The organism is Rhizobium leguminosarum (genome assembly GCF_002953715.1).
GTDB classification, from domain to species: Bacteria; Pseudomonadota; Alphaproteobacteria; order Rhizobiales; family Rhizobiaceae; genus Rhizobium; species Rhizobium leguminosarum_V.
In genome coordinates this window covers 957,686-977,618 of sequence record NZ_CP025013.1, presented here as the reverse complement: position 1 = coordinate 977,618, position 19,933 = coordinate 957,686, and the positions used below count along the sequence as shown (strand labels likewise).

General features: G+C 61.3%; 15 protein-coding genes. 10 read left to right on the top strand and 5 right to left on the bottom strand.

Features of this window, described 5'->3' with window-relative positions; translation table 11 throughout:
* Window positions 1-8: 8 nt before the first annotated feature.
* The 5 genes from CUJ84_RS28990 (at window position 9) to CUJ84_RS28970 (ending at window position 4,234) form a co-directional block, all read left to right on the top strand.
* Window positions 9-620, top strand: coding sequence for a helix-turn-helix domain-containing protein (locus CUJ84_RS28990; protein WP_105009053.1), 612 nt, complete (start codon window positions 9-11; stop codon window positions 618-620).
* A complete protein-coding gene (locus CUJ84_RS28985) occupies window positions 620-1,258 on the top strand; it encodes an RES family NAD+ phosphorylase (protein ID WP_105009052.1) in 639 nt (212 codons plus the stop codon). The genes CUJ84_RS28990 and CUJ84_RS28985 overlap by 1 nt, the downstream gene beginning before the upstream one ends.
* 155 nt (window positions 1,259-1,413) lie before the next feature.
* Window positions 1,414-2,439: an ABC transporter substrate-binding protein gene (locus CUJ84_RS28980; protein ID WP_105009051.1), complete on the top strand. Its 1,026-nt coding sequence runs from the start codon at window positions 1,414-1,416 to the stop codon at window positions 2,437-2,439.
* Window positions 2,436-3,476 carry a FecCD family ABC transporter permease gene (locus CUJ84_RS28975; protein WP_105009050.1) on the top strand — a complete coding sequence of 347 codons (1,041 nt, stop codon included), beginning with the start codon at window positions 2,436-2,438 and terminating at the stop codon, window positions 3,474-3,476. The genes CUJ84_RS28980 and CUJ84_RS28975 overlap by 4 nt, the downstream gene beginning before the upstream one ends.
* On the top strand, window positions 3,473-4,234 hold the full coding sequence (locus CUJ84_RS28970) for an ABC transporter ATP-binding protein (RefSeq protein WP_105009049.1): 762 nt from the start codon (window positions 3,473-3,475) through the stop codon (window positions 4,232-4,234). The genes CUJ84_RS28975 and CUJ84_RS28970 overlap by 4 nt, the downstream gene beginning before the upstream one ends.
* Window positions 4,235-4,243: 9 nt before the next feature.
* On the opposite strand, the gene CUJ84_RS28965 is transcribed toward CUJ84_RS28970, so the two are convergent.
* On the bottom strand, window positions 4,244-4,711 hold the full coding sequence (locus CUJ84_RS28965) for an Lrp/AsnC family transcriptional regulator (RefSeq protein WP_018482443.1): 468 nt from the start codon (window positions 4,709-4,711) through the stop codon (window positions 4,244-4,246).
* Window positions 4,712-4,864: 153 nt separating this feature from the next.
* Between CUJ84_RS28965 and CUJ84_RS28960 the strand changes: the two genes are divergently transcribed.
* Complete coding sequence (locus tag CUJ84_RS28960; RefSeq protein WP_105009048.1) at window positions 4,865-6,055, top strand: amino acid aminotransferase; 1,191 nt, start codon at window positions 4,865-4,867, stop codon at window positions 6,053-6,055.
* 27 nt (window positions 6,056-6,082) lie between these two features.
* The gene (locus CUJ84_RS28955) at window positions 6,083-7,711 is read left to right on the top strand and encodes a thiamine pyrophosphate-dependent enzyme (protein WP_105009047.1); all 1,629 of its coding nucleotides are present in this window, start codon (window positions 6,083-6,085) and stop codon (window positions 7,709-7,711) included.
* Between the two features lie 22 nt (window positions 7,712-7,733).
* On the opposite strand, the gene glgB is transcribed toward CUJ84_RS28955, so the two are convergent.
* From glgB to CUJ84_RS28940, 3 genes are read right to left on the bottom strand one after another with little or no spacing between them, the layout of a single operon-like run.
* Window positions 7,734-9,944 (bottom strand): 1,4-alpha-glucan branching protein GlgB, encoded by a 2,211-nt coding sequence (gene glgB, locus CUJ84_RS28950; protein WP_105009046.1) that lies wholly within the window; start codon window positions 9,942-9,944, stop codon window positions 7,734-7,736.
* Complete coding sequence (gene treS / locus CUJ84_RS28945; protein ID WP_105009045.1) at window positions 9,941-13,222, bottom strand: maltose alpha-D-glucosyltransferase; 3,282 nt, start codon at window positions 13,220-13,222, stop codon at window positions 9,941-9,943. The genes glgB and treS overlap by 4 nt, the downstream gene beginning before the upstream one ends.
* Window positions 13,223-16,447 (bottom strand): alpha-1,4-glucan--maltose-1-phosphate maltosyltransferase, encoded by a 3,225-nt coding sequence (locus CUJ84_RS28940; RefSeq protein ID WP_105009044.1) that lies wholly within the window; start codon window positions 16,445-16,447, stop codon window positions 13,223-13,225.
* A 227-nt stretch (window positions 16,448-16,674) separates the two neighbouring features.
* Here CUJ84_RS28940 and CUJ84_RS39420 point away from each other — a divergent pair, with 227 nt between their 5' ends.
* From CUJ84_RS39420 to CUJ84_RS28925, 3 genes are read left to right on the top strand one after another with little or no spacing between them, the layout of a single operon-like run.
* Window positions 16,675-17,103 carry a hypothetical protein gene (locus CUJ84_RS39420; RefSeq protein WP_105009209.1) on the top strand — a complete coding sequence of 143 codons (429 nt, stop codon included), beginning with the start codon at window positions 16,675-16,677 and terminating at the stop codon, window positions 17,101-17,103.
* Window positions 17,104-17,135: 32 nt separating this feature from the next.
* Window positions 17,136-18,017, top strand: coding sequence for an MBL fold metallo-hydrolase (locus CUJ84_RS28930; protein WP_105009043.1), 882 nt, complete (start codon window positions 17,136-17,138; stop codon window positions 18,015-18,017).
* A 21-nt stretch (window positions 18,018-18,038) separates the two neighbouring features.
* Window positions 18,039-18,809 (top strand): phosphotransferase enzyme family protein, encoded by a 771-nt coding sequence (locus CUJ84_RS28925; RefSeq protein WP_105009042.1) that lies wholly within the window; start codon window positions 18,039-18,041, stop codon window positions 18,807-18,809.
* Window positions 18,810-18,865: 56 nt separating this feature from the next.
* Here the strand turns inward: CUJ84_RS28925 and CUJ84_RS28920 are convergent, their stop codons facing one another.
* Entirely contained in the window at window positions 18,866-19,909 is a 1,044-nt protein-coding gene (locus tag CUJ84_RS28920; RefSeq protein ID WP_033183307.1) for a magnesium and cobalt transport protein CorA, read from the bottom strand.
* Window positions 19,910-19,933: the final 24 nt, after the last annotated feature.

Below are 19,933 nucleotides of genomic sequence, written 5' to 3'. Positions count from 1 at the left end.
GCCGCTCCATGGCCCATCACGCATCCACTCCCGTCACCGCACAGGAAGAGCCGAATTCCATCAGGGCCGCGTTTCTGCGACGCGCGACGTCGGCGCTCGAGCGCATTTCGGCGAATGTGCCGGCAAAGGACCTGGCCGATGCGCTTTCAGCTCCGACCGACGCCGGATCGTTGGCACAGCTTCTCAGCCGCTCGGATATGGTGGGCGCAGCGATAAACGATCTCGACCCGCTGGTTCCGGCGCTGGCTCGCAACGTTGAACATCGGCAAAATCTTGTCGAGCGGGCAGGCGGGACGATGTCGGCCGAGGACGCCGGACGGATCCTCAGCATCAGCAGGCAGGCCATAGACAAGAGACGGCGGGCCGGCACGCTGCTCGCCGTGCGCGAGGGCAGCGACTGGCGCTATCCGCTCTGCCAGTTGGATCAAGGTGAGGTGATCGCCGGGATTTCCGACGTCGTGCGTGGTTTTGCCGCCGCCGGCCCCTGGATCGCATTGGATTTTCTGCTTGCTTCCGATACGGTTCTCGGTGGTCGGACAGCTCTGCAGGCGCTGCGCGACGGCGATCGTGAAGCAGTCCAGCGTCTGATCCGGATTGAAACTTCCGACGGCTTTGCCTGATGCCGGCAGATGCAGGCAGAGGGCCGTCGGGAGCTGCCCTGCACCCGCCCCCTTGGCTCGCCGATTCCTCATTGCCGATCGACCTCATTCCGGCCGGGCAGGTTCTCCATAGGGTCCATCGGACGCATCTCGATCCCATCTTCTTTGGACCTGGCCCCGGGATTGCCGCCACCAATCGTTTCGACAGCGCCAGCGGACGTTTCGGAATTCTCTATGTCGGGATGAGCCGCAGGGGAGCGCTCGCGGAAACGATCCTGCGCAATCCCCAGCGGTTGATGGTGTCCACGACCGAAATCACCACCCGCGCCATCAGCGAGCTCAGTTGCATTAGACCGCTGAGGATTGTGCGCATGCACGGAACCGGCCTGCAGGTCCTCGGCACTGATAATGCCATCTCCACCGGCCCCTACGAACCATGCGGCCTTTGGACCGACGCGCTTTGGGACCATGCCGACCGGCCGGATGGCCTCGCCTACCAATCGCGCCATGATTCGAGCGAAATCTGCCTCGGCCTTTTCGAACGCAGCGACATGGCGTTCGACAGAAACGGCACGCTTCCGCTCTCCGGCATCCTCAAGGAGATCGCCGCGATCCTCGAAGTCTACGGCAAGTCGCTGTCGCCGGTCGGCCCCGTTTAGACGGCGAACGCGGCTGCAGTTCGACGGCGATGGCACGTTGCCCCCGCAGCAATGCGCTGTCAATTTCGCGATAAGTTGATTTATTTGGTCTTGTTTTCGGATGGTTGCTGAGGCTATACCCCGGCCGCATATATTCACGCACCGGGAATTTCTTCGTGACCAGCCTCAAATCGCTTCTGGCCGCCTGCGGCCTCTCAACCATGATCGGCCTTGCCGCAAATCCGTCTTTGGCCGGTTCGACGACCTACCCGCTGACCCTGGAAAACTGCGGCGCGCAGGTGACCTTCCAGAAGGCGCCCGAACGAGCGATCGGCCTTGGCCAGAACAGCGCTGAAATCCTGCTGTTGCTCGGCCTTCAGGACAAGATGGCCGGCACGGCTTTTTGGCCGAGCAAGGTTCTGCCGCAACTCGCAGAAGCCAACGCCAAGGTCAAGCTTCTGACCGTCGAGATGCCGACCTTCGAATCGATCCTCGCCGAAAATCCCGACTTCGTGGCGGCGGCTCTGCCGAGCCTGGTCGGGCCGAACAGCAAGGTCGCCAAGCGCGAGGATTTCGACAAGGTCGGCGTCGCGACCTATCTCTCGCCCAGCACCTGCCTCAGCACCAAGGACGTCAAGGACCAGTACGGCAGCCGCGCCGAGCTGTGGAACATGGATCTTCTCTACAAGGAGATCGACGAACTCTCTGAGATTTTCGACGTCGCCGATCGTGGCCAGGCGCTGATCGCCGACTTCAAGGCGCGCGAAGCCAAGCTTCGCTCCAGCGTTTCGAAGGACGGCAAGAACCTTTCCTACGTCTTCTGGTTCTCCAGCCCAAGCCCGTCGGCCGACGCCTATCTCGGCGGCAAGAACAGCGCGTCCGGCTTCATCGCCGATCTGCTCGGCGGACACAACGCGATATCAGCGGAAGCGGAATGGCCGACGCTCGGCTGGGAAGGCATCATCGCCTCCAATCCCGACGTCATCGTCGTCGCCAGTCTCGACCGCAACCGTTGGGAGCTCGACAAGCCGGAGGCCAAGATCAATTTCCTGAACACCGATCCGGCCGTCAGCCAGATCCCTGCCGTCAAGAACAAGGCGATCGTGATCATGGACGGCCAGGCCATGAACCCTACTGTCCGCACGGTCTACGGCGCTGAGCAGGTGGCCGGCCAGCTGAAGGCTCTCGGTCTGTTGAAGTGACGGAAGCGGGCCGTATCTTCCGGCAGCTGGGAGCCGTCCTCGCACTGCTCCTGGCCTCTTTCTGCCTCATCGCTGTCGCCATTGGCGTCAGCGTCGGGATCGGCGACCTGCCGATCCCGCTTGCAACCACGTTTTCGGCCGTCACCAACCGGCTGGGATGGACGGCGGTCGAACTGAACCGCATCCACGAGACTGTCATCTGGGATTATCGTCTCAGTCGGGCGCTCGTTGCCGCCTTCTGCGGTGCGGGCCTTGCGCTATCGGGCGCGATCATGCAGTCGCTGCTGCGCAATCCGCTTGCCGAACCCTATGTTCTCGGCATCTCGGCCGGCGCCTCTTCCGGCGCCGTCGCGATCGTCATCTTGGGCGTCGGCGCCGGTGCGGTCTCGCTTTCCGCCGGCGCCTTTGCCGGCGCCTTCGCGGCCTTTTTCTTCGTCGCCCTCCTGTCGAACGGCACGCGCGGCGGAGCCGATCGCACCATCCTCGCCGGTGTCGCCGCTTCGCAGCTTTTCAATGCCACGACGTCCTATATCGTCACGACGTCGGCCAACGCGCAGCAAGCCCGCGACGTCATGTTCTGGCTGCTCGGCAGCTTCGGCGGCGTGCGCTGGCCGGAATTCGCGCTGGTCTCGATCATTGTCGGTATCGGCCTCGTCGGCTGCCTGTTTTACGCCCGCGTGCTCGACGCCTTCGCTTTCGGCGACGAGGCAGCATCCTCGCTCGGCGTCAATGTCGGCCGCGCGAGGATGGCGCTCTTTGCACTGACGGCCATGATGACGGCGACGATCGTCAGCATGGTGGGGTCGATCGGCTTCGTCGGCCTCGTCGTGCCGCATGTCGCCCGCTTTGTCGTCGGGCCGCTGCATGTCCGTCTCCTGCCGGCCTGTGCCATAACAGGGGCGATCTTCATGGTGCTCGCCGACATCGCCGCGCGCGCCCTCATTCCGAACCAGATCCTGCCGATCGGCGTTGTCACGGCCCTGGTGGGCGTCCCCTTCTTCTCGATCATCCTCTACCGGTTCCAGCGCGCATCATGAGCATCAAGGCCGACAACCTCATCTGGAAGATTGGCAGGAAGACCATTCTCGACGGCGTTTCCCTGGAGGCGCCGCCCGGCAGGATGCTCGGCCTGCTCGGGCCGAACGGCTCGGGCAAGACCTCGCTCCTGCGGCTTCTCGCCGGCCTGAAGCGGCCGCATTCCGGCCGCGTGACGCTCGACCGCAGCGACATCGGCACGATCAGCCGCCGCTCGATCGCCCGGCGCATCGCCTTCGTCGAGCAGCACGCCACGACAAATGCCAATCTCAGGGTCGTCGACGTCGTCAAGCTCGGCCGGTTCCCGCACCGGTCGATGTTTTCAGGCTGGACGAAAGCCGACGAGGAAGCGGTCGAAAGTGCGCTCGCGCGCTCCGGCATGGCGGAGAAGCGCGACGATCGCTGGCAGAGCCTGTCGGGCGGCGAAAAGCAGCGCACCCATATCGCAAGGGCGCTCGCCCAGTCGCCCCAGGAGCTGATCCTCGACGAGCCGACAAACCATCTCGATATCCAGCACCAGATCGGCCTGATGCGGCTCGTCTCCGGTCTGCCGATCACCAGCATCGTCGCCTTGCACGATCTCAATCATGCCGCCATGTTCTGCGACCAGCTGATCATCATGCAGCATGGCAGGATCGCCGCCTCCGGCGCGCCGCAGGACGTATTGAGCGAAGACCTTCTGCGGGACGTCTTCTCCGTCGAGGCCCGCATCGAAGCCTCACCCTATCACTCACGCCCGCATATCCATTATCTCAGGTGAGAGCGGCTATCACGTCACGATCTGCAGAGGCAAAGCGGTCGTCTTTTTCAGTGTCTTGAGGACGATGCTTGACTTCACCGATGCCAGATTGTCGGTGACCCGGATCATTCTTTCGAGAAACTGGCTGAGATGTTCGAGGTCACGCGTCATGACCTTCATCAGAAAGTCGGCGTCGCCGGTCTGCGAATAGCACTCCAGAATCTCCGGCGCGGTCTCGATAAAGCGATGAAGCTGCTCGTTTCCGCCTTCGGTATGTGCTCTCAAGCTGACAAGAGTATGAGCAACGACCGTGAAACCCAGTTTCACGGGATTGAGGATGGCCACGACGCTCTGGATATATTGCTCATTGCGCAGCCTTTCCAAACGGCGCGCGCATTGGGTCGCGGAGAGATTGACCTTCTGAGACAGTTCGCTCTGCGTCACCTCGCTGTTTTGCTGGAGAGCGGCGAGCAATTTGATATCGAACTGATCAAGCATGACTACCACACCGAGACGGGGAATTTCTGCACATTATAGCCATGCTGCGCCGATTGTCTGCATGGATGCGCCATTACGGGGAGATAATCGCAGAAATTCGCCGCGAAAGTTCAGTTAGTCTCCGAGTTAGAGTTACGGAAACGAGGTGGACTTGTGTTTGACGAACTGAACAGCCGACCAGCCGACAGCCTGCTTGCACTCATCAAGGCCTTCCGGGCCGACGATCGCCCCGGCAAGATCGACCTCGGCGTCGGGGTTTATCGTGACACTATGGGACGCACGCCGGTGATGCGTGCCGTGAAGGCAGCGGAGCAGTTTCTCCTCGAGACCCAGGACAGCAAGAAATATCTTGGCCCGGAAGGTGATCTGCAATTCGTGCGCCTCCTGCAACCGATCATCTTCGGAAAATCGCCAAAGTTTAATCAACGCCTTGTCGGCATTCAGACACCCGGTGGAAGCGGCGCCCTGCGTCTCGGTGCTGAGCTCATCCAAGCGGCAAATCCATCGGCGAAGGTTCTGCTCGGAACGCCAAGCTGGCCAAATCACGCGCCGATCTTTAGCTCGGCGCGCCTGCCGGTAAAGGAGTACGCTTTCGTTGACCTGATGTCGCAGCAAGTGAAATTCGAAAGCGTGGTCGACGCCTTGTCTTCTGCTCGGGAAGGCGACGTCGTGCTCCTTCACGGTTGCTGCCATAATCCGACCGGTATCGATTTTACCATGGAACAGTGGCGGCGGATCACCGAGCTTCTTGTTGCGCATAGGCTGGTGCCGTTCATCGATCTCGCCTATCAGGGCCTTGGCGACGGTCTCGAACAGGACGCCGCGCCAACGCGCATGATCCTCGACGCGGTCGATGAGGCGCTGATCGCCTATTCCTGCGACAAGAATTTCGGCCTCTATCGCGAGCGCGTCGGAGCGCTCTATGTCATGACCCGCAATGTCGATGACATCGGGAAGGTCGAAAGCAACATGGCGGCACTTGCCCGCGTGAACTGGTCCATGCCGCCCGATCATGGAGCCGCAATCGTCAGGACCATTCTCGAGAGCGAAGAGATGTCGGCCATGTGGCGCGCTGAGCTTGAAGAGATGTGCCTGCGCGTCAACGGCAATCGTGCGGCGCTGGCCGCCGCCTCCCCTGATCTGGCCTTCATAAGCCGGCAACGCGGTCTGTTCTCCAATCTCTCCATGTCCAGGGAAACGGCAGTGGCGCTCAGAGCGAGCCACGGCATCTACATGGCGGATTCCGGGCGTATGAACCTTGCGGGCATGCAGCCGGCCGATGCCGGCGCCATCGTCGCGGCGCTCAGAGCCGAAGGCTGCCTGAAATCGCCGACGGTCGCCTGACCGAATTCAAGCCATTGGAGCCTCCGGATGAGCAGGAAAGAAACGACCGGTCAGGCAATGACCCGTTCACTCGTCGCCCATGGGATCGATACCGTATTCGGCATCCCGGGCGCCCACATGTATGATTTCAACGATGCTCTCTACGGTGCCGGTGACAAAATTCGGTTCATTCACACCAGGCACGAGCAGGGCGCCGGTTACATGGCCTATGGCTATGCCAAATCCACCGGCCAGATCGGCGCCTATACCGTCGTTCCAGGCCCAGGCGTCCTCAATTCCGGCGCGGCTCTCTGCACCGCTTATGGCGCCAATGCCCCGGTGCTGTGCATCACCGGCAACATCATGTCCCACTTGATCGGTCAAGGCAGAGGGCAGTTGCACGAATTACCGGATCAACTCGCCACGATGCGCGGAATCACAAAGACGGCGGAGCGGATCAATCACCAGTCCGAAACCGGCCCTGTCATGGCCGAGGTCGTCGCCAAAATGCTCTCCGGCCGCCAGGGTCCGGGAGCGGTCGAAACCCCGTGGGACGTGTTTGGACAGTCCGGCCCTGAAATCGATCTGCCGGTCGGCATGACAGCGTCTCATCCGGCCGTAAACCCTGATGAGATCGCTGCCGCAGCGGCACTGATATCAGGCGCCAGGAATCCGATGATCATGATTGGTGGCGGCGCGGTGGATGCTGGAGAAGAGATCGCTGCTCTTGCGGAATTGCTGCAGTCGCCCGTCACGTCCCATCGCTCCGGCAAGGGCATCGTCGCCGACGACCACCCGAACTACCTCAATTTCGTCGCCGCCTACGAATATTGGAAGAACACCGATGTTCTGATCGGCGTGGGTAGCCGCCTCGAATTGCAATTCATGCGATGGAAGTGGCTTCCCAAGCATCTCAAGGTGATCCGCATCGATATCGATCCGACCGAGATGGTCCGTCTCAAGCCGAACGTTGGGGTAGTCGCCGATGCCAAAGCTGGAACGCAGGCTCTTCTCGATGCCCTGGCAGGTTCCAGCCGCACGGACCGCACGCGCGAATTTGCCGAGCTCAACAAACAGGCCAGGTCTCGCTTCTCGGCAGTGCAGCCGCAGCTCGCCTATCTCGATGCCATCCGCGAAGCCCTCCCGAGGGACGGCTTCTTCGTCGAGGAAATCTGCCAGATGGGCTTTACCGCCCGATTTGCATTCCCGGTCTATGCCCCTCGTCAGTACGTCACATGCGGTTATCAGGACAATCTGGGTTTCGGCTTCAACACGGCCTTGGGCGTAAAAATAGCCAATCCCGACAAAGCAGTGGTTTCTGTTTCCGGCGATGGCGGCTTCATGTTCGGCGTTCAGGAACTTGCCACCGCCGTCCAGCATAAGATCAATGTCATCGCCATCGTCTTCAACAATTCGGCCTATGGCAACGTACTGCGTGACCAGAAGCAGGCGTATGAAGGCCGTTATCTTGGCTCGGAACTCACCAACCCAGACTTTGTCGCGCTGGGCGAGAGCTTCGGCATTCGCGCATTCAAGGTGACGGGCCCCGGCGAATTGAAAGACGCGCTCGAGAAAGCCCTATCTCTCGATGAACCCGTTCTCATCGAGGTTCCCATCGAGAAGGGATCCGAGGCGAGCCCTTGGCCTTTCATTCATCCGGCTCCGCACATCGAATGAAGCGGCAACGGGCTGCAACCGCTCAAGGCGACGGCCCCTGCAGAAAGATCGTCGACAGCGGCGGCAGCGTCAGCGACAGCGAGACGGGCCTGCCATGGGCGGGCACGGGTTCAGTCGACACCGCGCCGTTGACCAGGCCCGAGCCGCCATATTCCGGTGCATCCGTCGTCATCTTCTCGATCCACACACCGTCGCTGGGCACACCGACCCTGTAGCCGTAACGCGGCACCGGCGTGAAATTCGACATGACCAGGATCGACGAAGCGCGATCGGGTGCATAACGCAGCATCCCGAGGACGGAATTGACGGCGTCGTCGGCTGCTGCCCATTCGAAGCCCTCGGGATGAAAGTCGCCGAATTGCAATGCCGGCTCTTGCCCGTAAAGGCTGTTCAGATCCCTCACCAGCCGCTGAATCCCCACATGCTGAGGCCGGTCCAGCACATCCCAGGTCACCGAACCATCATGGTTCCACTCGCCCGGCTGGGCGACTTCGCTCCCCATGAACAAGAGCTTCTTGCCGGGATGACCCCACATGAAGGCGAGATAGCTGCGCAGATTGGCGAATTTTTGCCATTCGTCGCCCGGCATCTTCGTCAGCAGCGAGCCCTTTCCGTAGACGACCTCGTCATGTGAAATCGGCAGAATGAAGCGCTCGGAATAGGCATAGAGCATGCCGAAGGTCATCGTGCCATGGGCGTAGCTCCGGTAAATCGGATCCTTCTCGATGTAGCTCAGGCTGTCATGCATCCAGCCCATGTTCCATTTGATATCGAACCCCAGCCCCCCCTGCTCGGGCGGCTTCGTCACGCCGGGCCAGGCCGTCGATTCCTCGGCGATCGTCATCGCGTGCGGGCAGCGCTCGTGAATGATGCTGTTCAGGTGCTTGAAGAATTCGACCGCTTCCAGGTTCTCGCGACCGCCATATTGGTTGGGAATCCATTCTCCCTCGTTGCGGCTGTAGTCGCGGTAAAGCATCGAGGCCACGGCGTCGACCCGCAAACCGTCGATATGGTAGCGCTCTAGCCATTCCAGCGCGCTGGCGATCAGGAACCCTTTCACCTCGTTGCGGCCGAGATTGTAGATCAGCGTGTTCCAGTCGCGGTGAAAGCCTTCGCGCGGATCTTCGTGCTCGTAGAGCGCGCTGCCGTCGAAGCGGGCGAGCCCCCAGACGTCTGTGGGAAAATGGGCCGGCACCCAGTCGAGGATGACACCGAGCCCGGCGCCATGGCACCGGTCGACGAAGTAAGAGAAATCCTCGGGCGTCCCATATCGGCCGGTCGGGGCAAACAGCCCGAGTGGCTGATAGCCCCAGGACCCACCGAACGGATACTCCATGATCGGCAGCAGCTCGATATGAGTAAAGCCCATGTCGCTGGCATAGGGAACCAGTCGCTGGCTGAGTTCGACCCAGTCGAGCGACCTGTTGCCGTCCTTTTGGTCGCGAAGCCAGGAGCCGGCGTGCACCTCATAGACGGAGAACGCGCCCTCCAGCCTGTCTTGGCGGGGCCGGCCCTTCATCCAACCGTCATCGGTCCATCGAAACGGCGTCGACGATGCGACGATGGAGGCGGTGGACGGAGCGGCCTCGCTCGCCCTCGCGACCGGATCGGCCTTCTGCGGCAAGCAGGTCCCCCGCGCATCAACGATCTCGAACTTATATCTTTCGCCGGGGGCCAGCCGGGGGACGAACAGCTCCCAGACGCCCGCCGACGGTCTCAGCCGCATCGGGTTTCGCCGCCCATCCCAGGCGTTGAAGTCGCCGACAACCGAGACGCGGCGCGCATTAGGAGCCCACACGGCGAAACGAACGCCTGATATCCCGTCGATCGCCATTGCCACCGCGCCGAGTGTCCGGCTCAGACTATAGTGGGTACCCTCCGATATCAGATGGAGGTCGAGCTCCCCGAGCAGCAGGCCGAAACTGTAGGGATCCTCGGTGATTTGGATTGCATCCGGCCATGTGATCCGCAGCCGGTATCCCGTCCTCGAGGCCGCCGCCGCCGCAAACAGGCCGGACGGGTGGGCGATGCTGAACGGCGCCACCACCCGGCCGCTCGTCGCATCGATGAGATCGACCGCTTCGGCGCCGGGCAGATACACCCGCACGATCGTCATGCCGCCGCTTTGGTGGGGACCGAGGATCGAAAAGGGATCGCCGTGGCGCCCCTCGATCAAGGCCCATAGCGCATCCTGTCCGATGCCCGCCAGGAGTTCCGAGCGCTCAACATTCATGCCTTGACCCCCGTCAGACGCGATACGATTTCGGTAAAGCCAGATAGCGGGATCGGAAGCCATTTCGGTCTGTTGCGGGCTTCATAGGCGATCTCGTAGGCGGCCTTTTCGAGAAGAAAGGCATCGAGAACCCTACGTCTTTGATTGGCTGGCATGTCAAGCTCCTTCGATACGGAAACCGCCTGCGAATAGGCATCGAGAAAGGCCTCCTCGGCATTGCGCCCGAAGCGGGCGATCGCCTCGCGGCGGACCTCGTTGTCGTGTTCGATGACCGCATCGTTATCGAGCTGGGCGGTGGCCACGAGATAGCTCAGCGATCTCAAAAGCCCGGCGACATCGCGCAGCGGGTTTGTCTTGGCGCGACGCTCCGTCAGGTTTTTCGCGGGCTCGCCCTCGAAGTCGATGATGACGGCATCACCCTCGCTGACAAGGATCTGGCCAAGATGGAAATCGCCGTGCGTGCGTGTCATCAGCGTATGGCGGGCGCTCTCCGCCAGCATCCCGGCGAGCTCCGCGAGTTCGGAACGACGCTCGAGAAGCGGCGCTGCGAGCAGGTCGATTGCGGGGTCGGCATTCTGCTCGCGTTCGTCAAGCTTCGACATGGCATAGGCGACCTCGCCGGAAACGGCTTTCTTCATCGCTTCGACCTCACTGTCGCCCGATACCACCGGGCTGAAGGCCTCGTCCCCGGTCTTCGCAGCGAGCACGACATGCAATTCGCCGAGCCTGAGACCCACCATCGCGACGAAACTGATCAGCGACCGGAAGACGTCGTCGTCTGGTTGGACCGCCGGATCGTTCAGCACCAGTTCGTCGGCCCCACGGCGTAGATTGTTCAGCATCCAGTTCCAGGCGTCGCCCTGATTGCGGATCGCGCCCTGGACGATGATCAATGTGGAACGGCGTCCGCTGGAATCGGTATGCGCGACCTCGCCGAGCAGCGGCGCCGTGTGGTCATAGCCAGCGCGGGTGAGATAGCGCGTCATCTCGACTTCCGGATGGATGCCCGGGAAGATGTGTCTGATCAGTTTGATCATCGCTACGTCGCCGACGAGCAGCGAGCTGTTGGACTGTTCAGCCGATAGCCAATGCACCGGCAGCTCGCCTGAAATATCGAGACTGTCGAGCAGTTCTGTCCCAAGGAATTCGAGCGTGCCGGTCCGGCCGGTGGTGCGCGAGCGGTCGCGAAGTCCGTGCAGAACGCCGCGCGCCATTGCCTCCACGGCAAATCCGTCTGTGAGGAAACCGACGCGTCTACCTTGGCGAATCCTTCCAAGCGCAAGCTGCTGGGCAAGCGCGGAAGGGTGCGCATCGTCCCAGGCGACCGCGAGCGGCAGTTGGTAGGATTCGCTGTGGTTCGGCAACACGACCTCCAATTCGCCGAGGACGACGCCGTCGGCGAATGGGATTGGCGTCGCCGAGATCAGTCGGGCGGCCTGAACCGCCTGGTCCTTTGCCCCGAACCATCGCCGCTTGGAGAGATAGGCGGGCAGGATTTCGCCGCTCAGGATGCGTGCATGACCCGGTTCATCCACGAGGTCGAGCAGGCTACGCCGGATGACCATCGTCAACAGATCGGGAAGCTGTTCCGGCGGTGCGGTGCGCCACGCCGGCGGATCGGCATCAGCCGTCAGTTGGAACCAGAAGAAACCGTAGGGCGGCAAGGTCAGCAGATAGGTCAACTGGCCGATCGGCGGAAACGGCGACATGCCGGTCAGTTCAATGGGAATGCGCCCCTCGAAGCTCGACAAGTCGAGTTCGACGGCCTGGGGCAGCCGCGACAGACTTGCAACACAAAGCAAGACCTCACCTTCATACTCCCTGAGATAGGCAAGGATCTTGCGATTTTCCGGTGAAAGGAACCGCAGCGTGCCACGTCCGAAGGCGGGATGCCTGCCGCGCAACGCCAACATTCTGCGCGTCCAGTTGAGCAGCGAATGCGCGTCCGTGCTCTGCGCCTCGACGTTGACGGCCTCGAAACCGTAGAGCGGGTCGGCGACGGGCGGCAGGACGAGACGCGCCGGGTCTGCCCTGGAGAAACCGCCATTGCGGTCCGGAGACCATTGCATCGGCGTCCTCACCCCATCCCGGTCGCCGAGATAGATATTGTCGCCCATGCCGATCTCGTCACCGTAATAGATCACCGGCGTTCCCGGCATCGAGAGAAGAAGCGCGTTCATCAGCTCGATCCGCCGGCGGTCGCGCTCCATCAATGGCGCCAAGCGCCGCCTTATGCCGAGATTGATGCGGGCACGTTTGTCTGATGCATAGGTCTCCCAGAGATAATCCCGCTCGGCGTCGGTCACCATTTCGAGCGTCAGCTCGTCGTGGTTGCGAAGGAAGATCGCCCATTGGCAATTGTCTGGAATCTCCGGCGTCTGGCGCAGGATGTCGGTGATTGGAAACCGATCCTCCTTGGCGATCGCCATATACATGCGCGGCATCAGCGGGAAGTGGAAGGCCATGTGGCATTCGTCGCCCTCTCCGAAATATTCGCGCGTGTCTTCCGGCCATTGATTGGCCTCGGCAAGCAGCATCACGCCGGGATGAGTGGCATCGAGCGCGGCGCGTATGCGTTTGAGGATCACGTGGGTTTCCGGCAGGTTTTCGTTGATCGTCCCCTCGCGCTCGACAAGGTAGGGGATCGCATCGAGACGAAAACCGTCGATGCCGGTTTCCAGCCAGAAGCGCATCACCCTCAGCAATTCCTCCATGACAAGAGGGCTATCGAAATTCAGGTCGGGTTGATGGGAATAGAAGCGGTGCCAGTAATAGGCGCCGGCGACCGCGTCCCATGTCCAGTTGGATTTTTCCGTATCGATGAAAATAATGCGCGTTTCCGGAAACTTCTGATCGGTATCCGACCAGACGTAGAAGTCGCGCTCCGGCGATCCCGCCGGCGCCTGGCGGGCGCGCTGGAACCAGGGATGCTGATCGGAGGTGTGGTTGATGACGAGCTCGATGATGACGCGAATATTGCGCTGGTGGGCGGCGTCGACGAAGGCTCGGAAATCCTCCATCGTCCCATAATCGGGGCTGACATTGCCGTAGTCGGCGATGTCGTAGCCGTCGTCTCGGCGCGGAGAAGGAAAGAAGGGCAGGAGCCAGATGGCATTGACGCCGAGGGCTGCGATGTGATCGAGCTTCTGGTGCAGGCCGGCGAAGTCGCCGACCCCGTCGCCATTGGCATCGTAGAACGACTTGATGTGCAGCTGGTAGATGATCGCATCCTTGTACCAGAACGGCTGCGGCGCGCTATCTGCATTCATCGTGTCCATTCATGCCTCCCTTGAGCGAATACGCCAGATCGCATAGGGCAGGACCTCAGGATTGAGCCCGATGCTCTGCCATTTGCCGGTCCACTTGAAACGATGCCCGCCGATCAGATCTTCGGCATCCAGCGTGCCGCCGTCTCCGAGCGACCACTGCCAGAGCGGCAGCTCGACGTCGCTTTGCTGGAAATTGTGGGGGTCGAGGCTAATGGCGATCAGCAGGACGTTGTCGCGGGCGCGGCTTGCCTTCTCGAAAAACAGGATATTGTCATTCCGCGCGTTCAGCAGCGTCAGCCCGAGATGCGAATGCAACGCGGTGTTTTCGGTCCGGATGCGGTTGAGCGTCCTGATTTCGGCAATGATATTGCCCGGCCTGTCGTAGTCCCAGGCGCGGATTTCGTACTTCTCGCTGTCGGCATATTCCTTGCGCTTGGCATCAGGACGCCCCTCGCAAAGTTCGAAACCATTATAGACGCCCCACAATCCCGAAAGAGTGGCGGCAAGCGCTGCGCGGATCAGGAAGGCCGGGCGCGGCGCGTTCTGCAGGAAATCCGGATTGATATCATGCGTGTTGACGAAGAAATGCGGGCGGAAGAATTCTTTCGGCGCCGTCTCGGTCAGCTCCCGCATATATTGCTCGAGCTCCCACTTGGCATTGCGCCAGGTGAAGTAGGTGTAGGACTGGGAGAAGCCGATCTTTGCCAGCCGGTACATCACCTTCGGCTTGGTGAAGGCTTCCGACAGGAAGACGACGTCGGGATGACGGGCCCTGATATCGCCGATCAGCCACTCCCAGAACGGAAAGGGCTTCGTGTGCGGATTGTCGACGCGAAACAGCTTGACGCCCTGGTCCACCCAAAGCTGCACGATATCCCTGAGCTCCACCCACAGCGAAGGCAGGGCATCTTTCGTGTAGAAATCGACGTTGACGATGTCCTCGTATTTCTTCGGCGGGTTTTCGGCATATTTGATCGTGCCGTCGGGACGCCAGTCGAACCAGCCGGGATGCTCCTTCAGCCAGGGGTGATCCGGCGACGCCTGGATCGCAAGGTCGAGAGCGATCTCCAGGCCATGCCGCCCTGCCGCCTCGACCAGCCGGCGGAAATCCTCGAACTCGCCGAGCTCGGGATGGATGGCGTCATGGCCGCCATCCCCGGAGCCGATGGCATAGGGGCTTCCAGGGTCGCCCGGCCCGGCATTCAGGCTGTTGTTGCGGCCTTTCCGGTTGGTCGAACCGATCGGATGAATCGGCGGGAAATAGAGCACGTCGAAGCCCATGTCGCGGATGGCGGGCAGTCGCGAGATGACGTCGTCGAAAGTGCCGTGTCGGTCCGGATCGCCGCTCTGCGAGCGCGGGAAGATCTGGTACCAGCTGGCAAAGGCAGCCTCTTTGCGTTCGGCATCGACGGCGCTTGCCGTCGAGCGAAGCCGAAATGGCCGCCTGTCCACCTTGTTCATCAATTCGGATGTTCCAGCATCGAGCAGGATCGCCGCGCGCTCGGCATCGGGCGCCCTTTCGAGACTGTCGCCGAGGGCCTTCAATTCGGCATTGAGCGTTGCGCCGGCATGCACCTCAGCCGAGCGGATGAGGTGCAATCCCTCCTGGAGTTCGAGCTTCAGATCCAACCTGGCATCGTTCTTCTTCGTCAGTTCGTAGCGGAAAATCGCAAACGGGTTCTTCCATGCCTCGACGGCAAATTCATAACGTCCAATGCGCTCCAGCAGGAATTCGGCGCGCCAGCGGTCGTTTTCGACCAATTGCATCTCCGTCTCGTTCCAGTCCGCCGCATCGAGCGGCCGCCAGAGCAGGACCGCGGCGATCGGGTCGTGGCCGTCGGCGAATATATCCGCCTCGACGGTGAGGATGTCGCCGACCACCCGCTTGACGGGAAAGCGCCCGCCGTCGACCCGCGGCGTGATGTTTTCGATGGCGAGCCGCGGTGATGCTATCGCCTGCGCGACGTCGAGGATCGGCCGGGATGTGATCGGCGCCGGCGCCTTGCCTTCGACCACCAGGGTCTCCCCTGCCCGCAGCCGCAGAGCCGTGCCGTCGGCTGCGGCGGGAAGAAAACCGGAGGCCGCTTCGCGCAGTGCGGTCACCGGAGCGGGCGCACTTTTCCGAAGGTCCCTGTTGAGCAGGATGAACCGCACATTCTCAGTGCTACGAAGGTCTTCTACCTCAGCCTGCAGCAGCGCTGAGACCGGTCCGTTGGCGTTGCGAATGAGCCGCAGCGATGAGGTCGGCGCATGGCGTTTCTTGCCGATCTCGGTGTTCGCAAGGCGAATTTCGGAGGAGATATCGAAAGTAGGATCATGGCGCAGCCCCCGCAAGCCGGTTCCATTCCCATGGGTCGGATCGAGCGGCGCGGATGCGCCATATTCGAAGCCCATCGGAACCATCAGGCCGCCGCCGAGTGAGGCAGCCAGGCGCAGTGCCCTTATGGCGCGCCGTTCGAGGATTTCGCGACTCTCGGTTCCGTTGGCGATCCGCCTGGCGAAGGGCGGCTCCGGAAAAGCGATCTGCCAGCCAAGCTGCGTCTGGACGCGGTGTTCTTCGATGAACCATCTCTCATCAAAATCCCACCAGGCCATCGATGAAAAACATCCGTCGAAGCCTGTGTCCTTGACCGCGGCCCTGGCGCCAAAATCAGTGCCGGGCGTCCAGGCGAAAAAATGGACGTCCGCCTTCTCGCGCACCGCCGAAATCAGCGATTTGAAAACCGCCGGCGCAATGCGATCGATCCCGAGCGCCCGGTAGCCGGAGAGACCGAGGCCGGCCAATTCTCGCAGCCGTTCGGTCCATTCTTCCAACAGCCTGGATTGAGGCTCCGCCCCCATCGCAGTCATCGGTTCCGCCGGGTCCAACGGCGAGCGCCTCGGATCGACAGGGTGAAAGCCCGCCTTCGCATCCCGGGCCTTACCGTCGAGCATCAGGTCCATCATCAAGGCGACACCGCTCTTGCCGGCAGCCTCTGCCAGGCGTCCCACCCCATCCTTGACTGCGCTTCCGAGCGACAGTTGAGGATCGAGGCAATTCAGATCCTGGGAAGCAAAGACGCTGCGCTCCCCGCCCCTATCGAAAAGAGGCGCCGTCAGCACACGGTCGAAACCCGTATCCGCCGCATGGTCGAAAACCTCGCGCCACGCATCGATACCCTGAAGAAGGAGTGGATTGACATAATAGATCCGGGGTGGGGTGCTCAACACACCCTGGTTCGCAGAAAATGACATCGTCCGCCGCCTCGAGTTGCTTTAGAGGCAAACTTTTCTTGGCGGAGGTTGTTCCACCAAAACTGCCAATCACGATGCGCTGGACATTGTCGGCCGCATTGACGCGGGATCGATAAGAGGCGTTCAAAGGCGCTCGCGCTGCAGAGATACCTTGAAAGTGCGTGCCGCATTTCGGTAGTCTTTCACTTCCCCGGAGGGTGACCCACTTGGCTGCTGACGGCGCACCATTGCTTCGATCGATACTCTTGAGCACCGCCCTGTCGGCTTGTGCGTTATGCCTGGCCTCCTGGAGCATCGAGACCGATCGTTCCACGGAGCACACGCATGGCCTGTTCGAAATTCGCGAGGAGGCCAGGCGCTTCATTTCGCACGAGAACGCCAGGGGGCAGCAGCAATGGGACGTCCTGGAGCCCAACCTGAAGATTCTGGTTCCGCGATGTGCGGTCCCGCTCGAAACACAGTGGACGCCGAAGAGCCTTGGCCGCTCGAAACCCAGCGTCATGGTGATATGCCCGGTCGCGGTGGCGAACAGCGTGATGAGACGTTGGGATGTACATGTTCCGGTAGAGCGGAAGTCAAATTGGACGGGAAGCCCCGCCGCCCCGCACCGTTCTGAAAGATCAGGCGCCCGAACGAGTCTTGATGTATCCGAATGAAATCACTGCGATTGAAATAAAGGCAACCAGACGTGAATCCATCGGTGGAATTGTGTTCATATCCCGAACTCGATGATCGAATCGTGATCGTCAGGGCGGGGGATGAGGTTGATGCGATGTTTGTCCGGACCGAAAGGTTTAATGTGCTGATCGATACGCTCGGAACGCCGGAACTCTGCCTGACGGCGCTGGACCTGCTCGAGGAACAGATGAAAGCTCGCCCGCTGATCGTCATCAATTCGCACATGGATTGGGATCATTTCTGGGGAAATGCCGCCGTTGCGGGGCGCGCTCCGATTATCGCGCATGCCGCCGCACTTGACCGTTTACGCGACCCTTCCACACGCGAGGTCCTGAGGGACAAGGCGAGCCAGGATTCGAGGTTTCGGAATGTCGACCTCATCGGTCCCGATATCGCGTTCACAGGCTCGATGACCCTCAACGGCGGCGATCTGACGCTGGAACTCATTCATACGCCGGGACACACGCCCGACCATATCGCCGTATGGATTCCCGAACTTCGCATCTGCCTGGCCGTCGACGCGGTGGAGTATCCCGTTCCCGAAGTCTGGAGCAAAAGTGCTGATGATCTCCGCCTTATCCGTTCCTCGCTTGAGCGGATACGTGACCTGGATGCGAGACTGATCATCCCAGCGCATGGCCGGACGTACTCCCCTTCGGCGGTGGATGAGAACCTCGCCTATTTCCAAGCCCTGGCCGATCGTGCCGGCAGTTTGAGCGAGAGCCAGCTGGCCGATCCGCAACTCGGCAGTTCAAGCGGCCTGCGGCTTGAGGACTTCGTCCCCATCCCCGAAGGAATGCCTTCCGACGTGGTGGCGTTCTACCGGACCTGCCATGAGACAAACCTTGGCGCGACGGTTCAGGCCCATCTCGAAAAACTGAAATTCGCATAGAGGACGTCTGGAGACCGGAAAATGAAATTGTTGGAGGGCGGACGAGCCGGGCAGATCTGGCGTGACGGCGATACCGTGATCAGGCCTTCCGGCGCGTGGACGCCGACGGTGCACCGGTTCTTGGGCCATCTGAGAGGCAGAGGCTTTCCGGGAGCGCCTGATCCCATTGAAATAACCGGGAACCAGGAAGTCGTCAGTTATGTCGCCGGGCGTGTCTGCGAAGACTTGAGCGACCAGTTTGTCGGATCGGAGCGCATGCTGCTTTCCGCGGCCAATCTTCTGCGCAATTTTCATTCGGCATCTCAAGGCTTTCTGGAATCGGATCGCGAGGTCCAGACTTGGATGCTGCCGCCGCAGGAACCGTACGAGATCGTATGCCACGGAGATTACGCGCCCTATAACGTCGCCACGGCAGACCATGCGGCTGTCGGGATCATTGATTTCGACACCGCCCATCCCGCGCCGCGCATATGGGATCTGGCCTATTCGGTTTATCGCTGGGCGCCGCTTTCCGATCCCGCCAATCCGCACGTGACCTTCGGTCTCGACGAACAGCTGCGCCGGGCGGAAATCTTCTGCACGGCATATGGGGCGACAGGAGAAGATCGGCTCCAGCTCCCCGAGATGATCTGCCGGCGGCTTCAGGCGCTCGTCGATTTCATGCTGGCAAATGCCGCGGCCGGAGATGAGACATTCGTGGAGGACGTGGTTGCAGGAGACGCACGGCTGTATTTGAGCGATATCGACTATATCAGAAGGCATCGGGATCGACTGCTAAACGCTCTGTGCTGACGCGCCTCGCGAACCGGTTTCCCGCATAGCCCGTACATGTCCTCCGCGCCCCATATCTAGAGCCACTTCTTCCGACGGAAGAAACCGAAGAGGCCCAGGCACAAGGTGACAATGACGCCAAGCACGACGAAATAACCGTACTGGGTTTTCAGTTCCGGCATATCGCTGAAGTTCATCCCGTAGATGCCGGCGATCGCGGTGGGAACCGCGAGGATTGCCGCCCAGGCGGCGAGCTTGCGGGCGATCGCCGTCTGCTCCGTCTGGCCGATCATCACGCTGGCCTCGAAGGCGAAGGCAAGGACCTCGCGCAACGCATCGATATCTTCCTGAACCCGGCGCACGTGATCGGTCACATCGCGAAACAGCGACTGCAGCGTCGGATCCATGCCGGGAAGATCGATATGCTCGTACCGCCGACAGACGTCCACGAGCGGCACCACGGCATTGCGCAGCCGCAGCAGCTTGCGCCGCAGCAGGTAAAGCCGCTCGATGTCGGATTTTTCCAGCTGTTCGCGCAGCACGAGATCCTCGAGCTTCTCGACCTCCTCCTGCACGACCTCGATGACAGGCATGTAGTTGTCGACGATGAAATCGAGGATGGAATAGAGAATATAATTCTCGCCGTGGGCAAGTGCTGCCGGCGTCGCCTCGCATCGCTGCCGCACCGCGAGGTAGGAGGACGAGTCCCCGTGGCGAACGGAGACGACATAACCGCGACCGACGAACAAATGCGTTTCGCCGAAGATGATTTCGTCATCCTTCATATGGGCGGTCCGGGCGACGATGAACATCGCGTCCCCGTAAATCTCCAGCTTCGGGCGCTGGTGCGGCTGTGCCGCGTCCTCGATCGCCAGGGCATGGAGATTGAACTCGGCCTGGACCTGATGCAGCAGCACTTCATCCGGCTCGTGCAGGCCGATCCAGACGATGGCATTCTCCCGGCTTCGCCATTCGCCGGCCTCTTCTATCCTGATGTCGCGAATGCGTTGCCCATGCTGGTAAACAGCGGCAGCCACGACGCCCGGCCGTTCATACGGAGGCGATGTGGAACCGCCACCAGCAGGCGCGAGAGCACTATTCAGATCCTTCAGCCGTTCCAAATCCCGTCGTCCTCCATTCCGCAC